Origin of the sequence: Maribacter sedimenticola, assembly GCF_900188415.1 — a bacterium.
Classification (GTDB): domain Bacteria; phylum Bacteroidota; class Bacteroidia; order Flavobacteriales; family Flavobacteriaceae; genus Maribacter; species Maribacter sedimenticola.
The window spans coordinates 66,109-79,305 of sequence record NZ_FZNV01000001.1; the positions used below are offsets into that span (position 1 = coordinate 66,109).

Below are 13,197 nucleotides of genomic sequence, written 5' to 3' on the forward strand. Positions count from 1 at the left end.
ATGTACGCTAAAAACCAACTCAATGTTCAAACGCTTTTCTTCCTTACAATGGAAATCTTTTTTTAGGTCATCCAACCTTGGCAAAAGTCTTGGCATTAAAATCTTAATGGGTTTTTTTGGAGTCTATATGCTTTTGTCCCTTGCCGGTATGGGTACGGGTATGTATTTCATTTTAAAGAAAGTATTTCCCGATCAAAGCCCAATGTGGAGCATTAGCCAATATTTTGTGTATTGGATATTGATTGAATTGTTCTTGCGGTATTTTATGCAAAAACTTCCGGTGATGGATATAAAGCCTTTTTTAACCACTCCAGTAAAGAAAAGTACCATAGCACATTATATCTTGGGAAGGTCTGCGGCATCTATCTATAATTTATTGACTTTGTTCTTTATTGTACCTTTTGCGATTGTGCTATTGTTCAACAACTACCCTGTGCTTAATGTTGTATTATGGACAATTGGCGTTATGGCCATTGTATTTTGCATTAATTATGTCAATTTATTAGTCAATAAAAACGAAAAAGTACTCATTGGTATAGGTAGTGTACTTGCCCTTGGCTATGGGTTGGATTATTTTGGGATATTTTCAGTAAAAACATTTTTTGCCCCTATTTTTCATGCCCTTTATGCTTATCCCATTACAGTATTTGTGCCCATTGCCTTGGCCGTATTGGTGTACTATATCAATTATGGATATTTACGTAACAAGATTTATTTGGATGCAACCTTAAAACCAAAATCCGTTCAGGCAAATACATCAGATATGTCCTGGACTAGAAGATTTGGCGAAATGGGGTCCTTTCTCCAATTAGATCTTAAAATGATTTGGCGAAATAAACGTACCAAATCTCAAGTTTTTATTTCCATACTTTTTGTATTCTATGGCCTCGTATTCTACACCCAGGACATTTATAGTAGTATGATGCCTATGAAAGCTTTTGTTGGCATATTTATGACAGGTATTTTCCTAAGCAATTTTGGACAGTTTATTCCAGCTTGGGACAGCAGTTATTATAGTATGATGATGTCGCAGAACATACCTATGCGAAAATATTTGGATTCAAAAGCTTCCCTTATAACGGTTAGTGTGGTAGCCATGTTCTTTTTGACTATTCCTTATGTATATTTTGGATGGGATGCCTTAGCCATTAATTTTGGTTGTGCACTATACAATTTAGGAGTTAATATACCGGTCATTTTATACTTTGGCTCCTTTAATAAGAAAAGAATAGAATTAGATCAAAGTCCGTTCGGAAACATGCAAGGAACCAGCGCCACGCAATTTCTAATTATGCTCCCGGTATTGGTAGCTCCCATCATTATCTTTTCCATCTTTTATTACATTTTTAATTTGCAAGTTGCGGTAATTGTATTATCTGTATTGGGTATTATTGGATTTTCAATGAAAAATTATCTGTTGAATATTATTACGGAACAGTACAAGAAAAAGAAATATGGAATGATTGCCGGTTTTAAGGAAAAGGCCAGTTAGCAGTTTTTAAAATCGTGCAGATTAAACAAATAAAAAATAGAATATAAGCTTATGATAACAATAGAAAACTTATCCAAAAAATACGGAACACAGCAAGTATTGAACATTGAATCGTTGCAGATTCCTTCTGGTCAAAGTTTTGGTTTGGTGGGCAATAACGGCGCAGGTAAAACAACCCTTTTTAGTTTGTTGCTTGATTTAATACAACCTACAACGGGGCATATAATTAATAATGAAGTCCAGGTGAATGCTAGTGAAGCATGGAAACCCTTTACATCTTCCTTTATAGATGAAACTTTTTTGATAGGGTATCTAACACCAGAGGAATATTTCTATTTTATTGGGGACCTCAGAGGGCAGAATAAGGCAGATGTGGATACGTTGTTGGAACAATATCAGGATTTTTTTCATGGTGAGATTTTAGGCCAGAAAAAATACTTAAGGGACCTGTCTAAAGGAAATCAGAAAAAAGCGGGTATCGTTGCCTCTTTTATTGGAAACCCCAAGGTGGTCATTTTGGACGAACCCTTTGCAAATTTGGACCCAACCACCCAAATACGATTAAAGCAGATTATTAAAGAATTGGCGGCCCAAAAAGACGTAACCGTATTGGTATCTAGTCATGATCTTATTCATGTAACCGAAGTATGTGAGCGTATAGTGGTTTTGAATAAAGGAGAAGTGGTAAAGGATATTGTTACTTCTGCGGAAACCTTAAAAGAGCTTGAAGTCTTTTTTGGAGCGGAGAGTGCAAAAACAGCCATTGTATAAACTGAAACCATACTTTTTTAGGGACATTATCTTTTTACCTATTAAAGCTTCTTTTTACTGTCAACAGCATTTGTACCCAATACTAAAAGACTAATTGGTCTGTTTAGTGATTTTGTGCCCTCCTTAAAAATAATTTACGATCGGGTATTTGTTTGAATAGATCGTTAAAACGTTGATTTTAAACTCAATTCTTACTTTTAGGGCCATTTACAAACCCGCCAGTCTATAAATTCTATTGTAAAATAGTTGAATCATTAAGATCGGTCTGGGACAAATATGTGTTTTACCGATGAACTGTATAATAATATGACGGTTTTTAAGTTAAACATACATACGTATACCTAGTATTTTGAACCTTAGAAAAAAACTTATTTTATCCGGTGTTTTGGGAATTGTGCTCTTTACTGCATGTTCCACAAAAAAGGATGCCTTTATCAATCGTAATTGGCATGCCTTAAATACCAAATACAACACGCTGTACAATGGTAATATCGCCTTTGAGGAAGGGCGTAATACCCTAAACGATTCATACCAAGATGATTATTATGAATTGCTCCCCATTGAACGCCTAGAGGTAAGTGGAGAGGTTAAATTGGACTCAGAAGATAATAATCCTAATTTTATAAAGGCAGAAGAAAAAGCCACAAAAGCCATACAGCGGCATAGTATGGATATTAAGGACGAGGAAAGAAATCCACAAACGGATGAGGCTTTTCTTTTATTGGGAAAGGCACGTTATTTTGACGAACGTTACATACCTGCTCTAGAATCCTTTAATTACATTCTTAACAAATACACTGAAAGTGACAAACTGAACGAGGCCAGTATCTGGAGAGAAAAAGTCAATATACGTTTGGAAAACGATGACCTTGCCATTAAAAACCTTAAACGGTTAATGAAATATGAGCAATTAAAGGATCAGGAATATGCAGATGCCCGTGCAATGATGGCCCAGGCATATATTAATCTAAATGCGCCGGATACCGCAGTGCAAAATCTTAAGATTGCATCACATTACACTAAAAAGAATCCGGAAAAGGGTAGATACTTTTATATTATTGGGCAATTATATAATCAGCTGGGATATAAGGATAGCGCCAACTATGCTTTTGACAAGGTCATTGAACTGAACAGGAAGTCTCCCAGGGTATATATGATCAATGCCGAGATAGAAAAATTAAAAAATACTCAGATAACTCCAGAGAATAGGGAGGAAGTGTTGGAATTCCTGACCTATATGGAAGAAAACAGGGAGAATAGGCCTTTTTTAGACAAAATATATAGGCAGATTGCTGAATTTCACTTGGCCGAAGCTTCAGATAGTTTGGCAATTTCTTATTTCAATAAGTCGCTCAGGGCTTCGCAAAACAAACCTAAGCTCAATGCGCTGAACTATGAAAACCTTGCGGAATACAATTTTGACAGAAGCAGTTACAAAGCTGCGGGTGCATATTATGACAGTATGCTCACAAATTTGGCGGAAAACACCAAAAAATATCGTTCCATAAAAAGAAAGCTGGACAATTTGGAAGATGTCATCAAGTATGAGGATATTGTTCAATATTCGGACAGTGTTCTAACATTGTATAATATGTCCAAAGAAGAGCAGTTGGCCTATTTTGGCAAGCATATAGAGGGGTTACAAAAAGCAGAAGAAGCAGCCCAGAAAAAAGAGAAGGACAGGATAACAGAAGGTTTTGCCGCTTTTAACAAAAGTAAGGGCGGAAAGGAAAACAAGGGAAAATTTTACTTTTATAATATTACCAGTTTAGGGTATGGCCAGAATGATTTTAAGAACCGTTGGGGCAATAGGGAGTTATCCGATGATTGGCGTTGGTCAGATAAAACTATAAGTACTAGGGAAAATGTGGTTCAGCAGACTACTATAGGTGCCACTGATAGTACTAGTGTGGTTAGTGAAGATGAAAAATTCTCCTTGGACTATTATATGGACCGTTTACCTACAGATGTTGTCGTAATAGATAGTTTAAAGGCAGAACGCAATTTTGCAAATTATCAATTAGGCTTGATATATAAAGAAAAATTCAATGAAAATCTTTTGGCAGCCGGCAAGCTGGAAGATGTTTTAGCCTCCAATGCAGAGGAACGTCTTATACTACCGTCCAAGTACAATTTGTATAAGATATACGAAGAAGTCAATAGTCCGTTAAAGGAAAAAATGAAAGCGGATATCATTGCAAACCATAGGGATTCTAGATATGCCGAAATTTTATTGAATCCACAGGCAATCCTTACAGATAACTCCGACAGTCCTGAAAAACGATATGAAACATTGTTCAAGAAATTTAACGAACAGCGATTTTTAGAGGTCATTACAGGTGCTGAGGAAAATATCAACAGATTTACCGGAGATCCTATTGTTCCCAAATTTGAAATGCTTAAGGCTAATGCCGTTGGCAGGTTGCAGGGGTTCGAGTATTTTAAGGAAGCCTTGAACTACGTGGCCTTGACCTACCCCAATAATCCGGAGGGCAAAAAGGCAGAACAAATGGTGGCAGAACAATTACCTAAATTAGAACCTAAGGAATTTTCCCCAGAAACGGACTCTAAAGGTACTTCTAACTGGAAAGTGGTTTTTCCGTTCAAGAGAAGCAATAACGAAAAGGCTTTAAAATTAATGGAGCTACTAGAGAAATCCATCAAGGATCTTAGATACAAAAATACCGTATCAAAGGATATATATAACCTAGAAGACCAGTTCGTAGTAGTACACGGGTTTAAGTCAAAGGATTTTGCCCTAGGGTATGCGGAGCTTTTAAAAAACAATAAGGATTACCGCGTTGCTGATGAGAATTTTGTAGTTTTATCAGAGAACTATAAAATCATACAAGTACATAAGAATATAGTTGATTATAGAAATACGCTTTTAACCCCAAAACCGTGAACAATGTTTTCAGACAGACAAAAACCTAAGAGTATGAATGAGATAGGTGGGCAACCTAATAGAATTGAGAAAAACACTAAGATAAAAGGAGATATCATTTCAGAGGCAGACTTTAGAATTGATGGTAAATTGGACGGTAATGTTAAAACATCCGGAAAAGTCGTTATTGGTAAGGATGGCTATATTCACGGTAAAGTGGAATGTGTCAATGCAGATATTGAAGGCAGTTTTAACGGCGAACTTATGGTTTCTGATTTACTTTCCTTAAAAGCATCTGCGGTAATTGAAGGCACCGTTTCCGTAAATAAATTGGCTGTAGAACCAGGAGCAACGTTTAATGCTTCATGTACTATGGGCGGAAAAAAAGGCCAAGGATCATCTAACTTTAAAAATAGCAGTCATGAAGCCGCAAAAGCCTCATGATAAATCCGGATTGTTAAGAACGGCAGCAAGTTTATCAGGTATTGCCATACAAATGGGGGCTACCATTTATTTAGGCAACCTGTTGGGAGAGTGGTTAGATGTCAAGTTCAAAAAAACATATTTAGAGGATACCATTACATTACTTGCCGTATTTTTGTCCATATATTTGGTCATTAAAAAAGTAATGGCCCTAAATAAATAGGTCAATTGTTAAAAAATATTCTCATACTACTGGTCGTGTTCATTTTTGTGGGCACGACTTCTTATTTTATTCATTTCTATACATTGGTAAATGAAGGGTCTTTTAAGCCTCTGTTAGAAAAGGCCTATCTTTTTCATGGGTTTTTTTCACTAGGGATGCTTATCCTCTTTACAATTTTAGCTCAATTCAAAAAATTTTTTGACCAACTTGGGTTCATTTATATGGGTTTGCTAGTTTTTAAGATCGTAATTTTTACCAGCCTTTTTTATCCACAACTTTTAGGGGACAATCTATTGCCCCGTTTTTACAGGGCTTCCCTATTAATTCCGGTTATTGTATTTTTGCCGCTTGAAGTGATTTTCATTTCAAAATTGATGAGAAGCAAAAAAGCTTAAATTTTAAAGCTCTAAAATTGCATAGATTAGGTTAATAATAACTATTTTTGCGCAAAATTTCAGGAGCTTAATTTTCAATAATAAAGGATGAAGAAAGTTTTGAAAACGTTAGTATTAGTTTTTACAGTATGTTTTTCACTACAAAGTTTTGCATTTTCAGATGAAGGACAAGAGGGAGCGGTAGACACCAAAGCAGAGGTAGATGCATATATTGCTCATCATATTAAAGATGCGCATGACTTTCATTTATTTTCCTACACTACTGATTCTGGGGAACGTAAGCATGTAGGTTTTCCACTTCCTGTTATTTTATGGTCAAGCAAAGGGTTGGTTACTTTTATGTCCTCTCAATTTCATCATGACGATGATGGTAAAGTTATCGTAGAAAAGAACGGTGCCAATTTCGTAAAATTACATTCTAAAATTTATGAACTTGATGCTGGTGCCGAATCAGTAATTTTTGATGAAGAGCATCACGCAACAAATGCGCACAAAGTACTAGATTTTTCTATTACAAAAAGTGTCATGGGAATTTTGTTAGTAGGGTTGTTCATGTTAATTGCATTTTCTTCTTTAGCAAGACAATATGCTAAGAAACAAGTCCCCACTGGATTTGGGCGGATATTAGAGCCATTGGTTATTTATGTAAGAGATGAAATAGCTAAACCAAACATTGGTGAGAAAAAGTATAGAAAATTTACAGGATATCTATTAACTGTATTCTTTTTTGTATGGATTTTGAACCTTTTAGGACTGACTCCCTTTGGATTTAACGTGACTGGGCAAGTTGCAATTACAGCTGCCTTGGCAATTTTCACTTTAATTATCTATACGTTTAGTGGAAATAAAGATTATTGGATGCATATGTTGTGGATGCCAGGAGTTCCTGTTTTGATAAGGCCGGTTTTAGCGATTATTGAGTTGGCAGGAGCATTTTTAATTAAACCGTTTTCTTTATTGGTGCGTTTGTTTGCAAACATTACTGCTGGTCATATCGTTTTTATGAGTTTAATTGCAATCATGTTTGTTTTGAGGGAATCATTGGGTACGGCAGGTGCAACAGGATTATCCTTGATTTTGTCAATTTTGATTTTTTTAATTGAAATTTTAGTCGCCTTTTTACAGGCCTACATTTTCACAATGTTATCGGCACTTTTTATAGGTATGGCAGTTGCGGAACATGATCATGAGCACGAACATGAAGCTAGTGGACACGATGTTCCAGATGCGGAAGATGTAAGAGCGGATTTTATTTAAAAAAGAGAGTTTTATTTAATTTAATATATAAATCAATTTACTATGTACAATTTAATTGGAGCAGGTTTAGTAGTAATCGGAGCAGGTATTGGACTTGGTCAAATCGGTGGAAAGGCAATGGAAGGTATTGCTCGTCAGCCAGAAGCGACAGGAAAAATTCAAACTGCGATGATTATCGTTGCGGCACTTCTAGAAGGTTTGGCTTTCGGTGCATTAATCTTAGGTAAAGGTTAATTAAGTCAACGCGAACTTAAAAAAACATTCCTCTGTAACGGTTGGTTACAGAGGATGCTTTTAATTATTGATTTAGTATTTTAAAAAATGTTGTAATGGAAACTATAATTAACGATTTTTCACCAGGGTTATTCGTTGTAATGACAATCTTATTTTTAGCATTAATCTTTTTAATGGTGAAATTTGCTTGGAAGCCTATTTTAAATTCCTTGAACGAAAGAGAATCTGGTATTCATGATGCATTGGCAGCAGCAGACAAAGCGCGTGCAGATATGCAGAATTTACAGGCTGACAATGAGAAAATGTTACAAGAGGCACGTGCTGAGCGTGAGGCTATGTTGAAGGAGGCTCGTGAGATCAAGGAGAAAATGATCGCTGATTCCAAGGAACAAGCAAAGGCAGAAGGTGATAAAATGTTGAAGCAGGCACAGGTGGCTATTGAAAGTGAAAAGAAAGCGGCAGTTGCGGATATCAAAAACCAAGTGGCACAACTTTCCGTTGCCATTGCCGAAAAAGTCTTAAAGGAACAATTGTCTAGCAATGATAAACAATTGAAATTGGTAGATTCAATGTTGAGCGACATCAAACTTAACTAAGATAATAGTATGAGCGAATCTAGAGCTGCATTACGTTACGCAAAGGCAATATTGGATATGGCCAAGGAAAAAAAAGCCTTGAGTGCCGTTGAAAAAGACATGCGATCAATTGCATCTACCATTTCTGATAGTAAGGAGTTAAGAGATGTACTTGCAAGCCCAGTGGTTTCCGGTTCGTCCAAAAAAAGTGCTTTAGCGGAAATTTTTAAAGGTAGTCATGCAATTACGGAAGGTACCATAGGTATGTTGGTAGACAACAAACGTGTGGCAATGTTGAATGAAGTTGCATTGAAATATATCATTCTTAACGAGCAATTGAAAGGAAAAGATGTAGCTTACGTGACAACTGCGGTTCCTTTAAGTGCCGAAATGGAAAAGAAGGTATTGAAACAAGTGGCCAATATTACCGGTAACGAGGTAACCATTGAGAATAGAATTGATGAAAGCATTATTGGCGGTTTCATTTTAAGGGTGGGTGATCTGCAGTATGATGCTAGCATTTCCAATAAGCTAAGTAATATTACAAGAGAATTTTCAAATAGTCTATAATAACTATATAAGGTCCAGGATCTTAATCCATGACCTAATATCTTATATCTAATTAAAAATGGCAGGAGTAAAAGCCGCTGAAGTATCAGCAATTTTAAAGAAACAATTATCAGGATTTGATGCTACCGCTACTTTGGACGAAGTAGGTACTGTGTTACAGGTGGGTGATGGTATCGCAAGAATCTACGGACTAGCTAATGCCCAGTATGGGGAATTGGTTGAGTTCGAAGGTGGTCTTGAAGGTATCGTTCTTAACCTGGAAGAAGATAATGTTGGTGTGGTTCTTTTAGGACCTTCAAAATCAGTTGGTGAAGGGGATACCGTTAAACGTACCCAACGTATCGCTTCTGTTAAAGTTGGTGAAGGTATTGTTGGCCGTGTGGTAGATACTCTTGGAAATCCGATAGATGGCAAAGGACCTATTGCCGGTGATACTTACGAGATGCCACTTGAGCGTAAAGCTCCAGGTGTAATTTACAGAGAGCCTGTTACTGAGCCAATGCAATCTGGTATTAAAGCTATTGATGCTATGATCCCGGTTGGTAGAGGACAAAGGGAACTTGTTATTGGTGACCGTCAAACTGGTAAGACTACAGTTTGTATCGATACCATTTTGAACCAAAAAGAATTTTATGATGCCGGTGAGCCTGTTTACTGTATCTATGTTGCCATAGGTCAGAAAGCATCTACTGTTGCCGGTATTGCTCAGGTATTGGAAGATAAAGGTGCTATGGCATATACTACCATTGTAGCTGCTAACGCATCTGACCCTGCACCAATGCAAGTATATGCACCGTTTACCGGAGCATCTATTGGTGAGTATTTCCGTGATACTGGTCGTCCTGCATTGATTATATATGATGATTTATCCAAACAAGCGGTTGCTTACCGTGAGGTGTCCCTTTTGTTAAGAAGACCACCAGGACGTGAGGCTTACCCAGGTGACGTTTTCTACCTACACTCTAGATTATTGGAGCGTGCTGCAAAAGTTATCAATGATGATGATATCGCAAAAGAAATGAATGATTTGCCAGAGGTGTTAAAACCAATGGTAAAAGGTGGTGGTTCTTTAACGGCTTTGCCAATTATTGAAACTCAGGCAGGTGATGTTTCTGCCTATATCCCAACGAACGTAATTTCTATTACTGACGGACAGATATTCCTAGAACAAGATTTATTCAACCAAGGTGTTAGACCGGCAATTAACGTAGGTATTTCTGTATCTCGTGTTGGTGGTAATGCTCAGATTAAATCAATGAAGAAAGTTGCCGGTACGTTGAAACTGGATCAAGCGCAGTTCCGTGAATTGGAAGCCTTTGCTAAGTTCGGTTCAGATTTAGATGCTGCAACATTGAACGTAATTGAAAAAGGACGTAGAAACGTTGAAATTTTAAAGCAAGCTCAGAATGATCCATTTACTGTAGAAGATCAGGTTGCAATTATCTATGCTGGTTCTAAGAACTTGTTAAGAGATGTACCTGTTGAGAAAGTAAAAGAATTTGAACGTGATTATTTAGAGTTTTTGAACGCTAAGCATAGAGGTGTTCTTGATACATTGAAGGCAGGTAAACTTACTGATGAAGTAACAGATACATTGACTTCCGTTTGTAAAGAGCTTTCTGCGAAATATAAGAACTAAAAAAGTACTGAGTACTGAGTAAAAAGTACAAAGTGTTGAAACAACTTAATACGTTGTACTTTTTACTAAATACTGAAAAAAATGGCAAATTTAAAGGAAATACGAAATAGGATTTCATCGGTTTCATCAACGATGCAGATTACCAGTGCCATGAAAATGGTATCTGCCGCAAAATTGAAGAAAGCTCAAGATGCCATAACGGCTATGAGACCTTATGCCGATAAATTAACTGAACTGCTTCAGAATTTAAGTGCCAGTTTAGAAGGGGATTCCGGTAGCGTATATGCAGATAACCGTTTGGTCAAGAAGGTATTGGTTGTTTCCATCACATCCAACAGAGGGCTTTGTGGTGCGTTCAATACCAATATTTTAAAGCAATCCGTACATCTTGCCGAGAACGTTCATCAAGGGAAAGACGTAGATTTTGTTGCCGTAGGTAAAAAAGCAAATGACTATTTAGGAAAACGTTATAATGTAATCGCTAATTATAGCGGGGTATATGACGACCTGAATTTTGACAATGTTGCCGATATTGCTGAACACTTAATGGAGCTTTTTACAAAAGGGGCCTACGATCGAATTGAAATTGTATACAATAAATTCAAGAATGCGGCTACCCAGATTATTATGACCGAACAGTTCTTGCCGATCGTACCATTGGAGATAGAAGGTAATGTAAGTGCAGATTACACTTTTGAGCCTTCTAAAGTTGAAATTATAGAGCAACTGATTCCTAAATCTTTAAAAACACAATTGTATAAGGGCATAAGGGATTCATTTGCTAGTGAACACGGTGCACGTATGACCGCAATGCACAAGGCTACAGATAATGCAACCGAGCTACGTGACCAATTGAAATTGACATATAACAAAGCAAGACAAGCAGCAATTACTAATGAAATTTTAGAAATCGTTGGTGGTGCAGAAGCATTGAACAATTAAGAATGTTCAAATACAGATGACTTCATGTTGTCTAAATCGTTAACGCTTTAAACTATAAATAAAACCCCACTCACCAGTGGGGTTTTTGTTTTTATTGCTTTAAATTACCTTTTTTTACCCGACTTTTGTCTTCACCATGAAATCCAATAAAACCGCCTTACTTTTTATATTCATAACCATTCTTGTTGATGTCATTGGTATCGGTATAATTCTACCCATCATTCCCGATTTAATCATGGAATTGACCGGAGAGGGTAATCATATGGCTATAATTTATGGCATGTGGCTTACCACGGCTTTTGCGGGAATGCAGTTTTTATTTTCCCCAGTCCTTGGAGAAATTTCAGATAAGTATGGTAGGCGACCCATTCTTTTATTGGCATTATTAGGGCTAAGTGTAGATTACATGATACACGCTTGGGCACCTACAATAACTTGGTTATTCTTAGGAAGATTCTTGGCAGGGATTACGGGTGCAAGTTTTACTGTAGCTTCCGCATATATAGCTGATATCAGTACAAAAGACAACAAAGCCAAGAACTTTGGGTTGATCGGGGCTGCTTTTGGCATAGGTTTTATCATTGGACCCGGTATAGGAGGTTTTTTTGGCGAAATAGATATTAGATTACCGTTTTATATTGCTGCAGGTCTTACGTTCGCTAATTTTTTATTTGGATATTTCTTTGTTCCGGAATCTTTGACTCCTGCCAATAGAAGGCAGATCAATCTATTGAAAATGATTCCTGGTGTTTCATTGGTAGCACTTAGAAATTATAAAGGAATCTTATTATTGATATCTGCTTTTTTTCTAGCAAACCTAGCCGGTCAGGCATTACCGTCTACATGGTCTTATTACGGTATAGAACGGTATGATTGGAACCCAAGACAAATAGGGCTTTCCCTTATGGTCGTAGGTTTGTTGGTTGCAGTGGTACAAGGTTTTTTAGTGGGAGTACTGGTGAAAAAATTTGGAAAACGAAAAGTTATTATTTTCGGGTTTTTGTTATGGACCGTTGGTATGTTTCTCTTTTCCTTTGCCACGGAGCCTTGGATGCTCTATGCTTTTTTAATTCCCTATGCTTTGGGCGGAATTGCAGGTCCAACGGTACAAGGGGTAATTTCAAACCAGGTCTCGGAAAAGGAACAGGGAATTCTGCAAGGTTCCATAACTGGTCTGGTCAGTATTACTGCAATTTTGGGTCAATTTATCTTTGCCCCGGTTTTTTACTATTTTATCCGCCCACAGACCGCTATTTATTTTCCGGGCGCTCCATATGCCCTTGCCGCTTTATTTTTATTAGGCGCATTTATTTTGGCTTCTACTGCTATAAAACGTATGGATGTAGAGCCAGAATAAACTTTTTTATATAATTGACGTAACATTTTTTAATTCTTGAATCTAAAGGGTAAATAATTTAAAACTCTTATGATGACTACAATTAAAAATTTAATGTTCATACTCTTATTTGCCATTACCTTTTCGGGAAACTCACAAAGCAATCGGATTAATGATCTTAAGCTTATTACTAAGGATTGGGTTTGAACTTTATAGTTTACGGCAGTCTAGAAAGCTTAGTTTTATAAAAAATTCAGCCACTTTCAAACATGACCTCACGAAGTATTATATATTCAGGAAAATAGTCCATTTCTTGGTAACACCATTTTCCATAGCAGTATATATTATCGGTTTCTTTACATTATTACCTTTGTTCAAGGCAACTATGTCCGCTGGATTTTATGCGTACATTTTAATTTCTTCTGTAGTACTTTTATTTGTTTTGGGGCTTTTTAT

At 36.8% G+C, this 13,197-nt stretch carries 13 protein-coding genes; all 13 read left to right on the forward strand.

The genetic code is table 11. The annotated features are described in order from the left end of the window. The first annotated feature begins 22 nt into the window (after nt 1-22). The 13 genes from CHB68_RS00275 (at nt 23) to CHB68_RS00335 (ending at nt 12,762) form a co-directional block, all read left to right on the forward strand. Nucleotides 23-1,492: a DUF5687 family protein gene (locus CHB68_RS00275; protein WP_089258405.1), complete on the forward strand. Its 1,470-nt coding sequence runs from the start codon at nt 23-25 to the stop codon at nt 1,490-1,492. A gap of 51 nt (nt 1,493-1,543) precedes the next feature. After that, on the forward strand, nt 1,544-2,263 hold the full coding sequence (locus CHB68_RS00280; protein WP_089258407.1) for an ABC transporter ATP-binding protein: 720 nt from the start codon (nt 1,544-1,546) through the stop codon (nt 2,261-2,263). A 349-nt stretch (nt 2,264-2,612) separates the two neighbouring features. Then, nucleotides 2,613-5,168, forward strand: a complete 2,556-nt coding sequence (gene porW / locus CHB68_RS00285; protein ID WP_089258408.1) for a type IX secretion system periplasmic lipoprotein PorW/SprE — start codon at nt 2,613-2,615, stop codon at nt 5,166-5,168. A 3-nt stretch (nt 5,169-5,171) separates the two neighbouring features. Next, nucleotides 5,172-5,591 (forward strand): bactofilin family protein, encoded by a 420-nt coding sequence (locus CHB68_RS00290; RefSeq protein ID WP_089258409.1) that lies wholly within the window; start codon nt 5,172-5,174, stop codon nt 5,589-5,591. Then, the gene (locus CHB68_RS00295; RefSeq protein WP_089258414.1) at nt 5,569-5,793 is read left to right on the forward strand and encodes an AtpZ/AtpI family protein; all 225 of its coding nucleotides are present in this window, start codon (nt 5,569-5,571) and stop codon (nt 5,791-5,793) included. Before CHB68_RS00290 ends, CHB68_RS00295 begins: the two co-directional genes overlap by 23 nt. Nucleotides 5,794-5,798: 5 nt before the next feature. Next, entirely contained in the window at nt 5,799-6,188 is a 390-nt protein-coding gene (locus CHB68_RS18845; protein ID WP_394339884.1) for a DUF6168 family protein, read from the forward strand. A gap of 87 nt (nt 6,189-6,275) precedes the next feature. Beyond that, a complete protein-coding gene (atpB, locus tag CHB68_RS00305; protein ID WP_089258419.1) occupies nt 6,276-7,445 on the forward strand; it encodes a F0F1 ATP synthase subunit A in 1,170 nt (389 codons plus the stop codon). A 42-nt stretch (nt 7,446-7,487) separates the two neighbouring features. Then, nucleotides 7,488-7,679 carry an ATP synthase F0 subunit C gene (gene atpE, locus CHB68_RS00310; RefSeq protein ID WP_089258428.1) on the forward strand — a complete coding sequence of 64 codons (192 nt, stop codon included), beginning with the start codon at nt 7,488-7,490 and terminating at the stop codon, nt 7,677-7,679. Between the two features lie 95 nt (nt 7,680-7,774). Then, on the forward strand, nt 7,775-8,275 hold the full coding sequence (locus tag CHB68_RS00315; RefSeq protein WP_089258430.1) for a F0F1 ATP synthase subunit B: 501 nt from the start codon (nt 7,775-7,777) through the stop codon (nt 8,273-8,275). A 9-nt stretch (nt 8,276-8,284) separates the two neighbouring features. Continuing rightward, complete coding sequence (gene atpH, locus CHB68_RS00320; protein ID WP_089258432.1) at nt 8,285-8,824, forward strand: ATP synthase F1 subunit delta; 540 nt, start codon at nt 8,285-8,287, stop codon at nt 8,822-8,824. Between the two features lie 58 nt (nt 8,825-8,882). After that, nucleotides 8,883-10,463: a F0F1 ATP synthase subunit alpha gene (gene atpA / locus CHB68_RS00325; RefSeq protein ID WP_089258434.1), complete on the forward strand. Its 1,581-nt coding sequence runs from the start codon at nt 8,883-8,885 to the stop codon at nt 10,461-10,463. A gap of 81 nt (nt 10,464-10,544) precedes the next feature. Further along, entirely contained in the window at nt 10,545-11,405 is an 861-nt protein-coding gene (gene atpG, locus CHB68_RS00330) for an ATP synthase F1 subunit gamma (protein WP_089258437.1), read from the forward strand. 136 nt (nt 11,406-11,541) lie between these two features. Then, nucleotides 11,542-12,762: a TCR/Tet family MFS transporter gene (locus CHB68_RS00335; RefSeq protein WP_089258440.1), complete on the forward strand. Its 1,221-nt coding sequence runs from the start codon at nt 11,542-11,544 to the stop codon at nt 12,760-12,762. Nucleotides 12,763-13,197 lie beyond the last annotated feature (435 nt).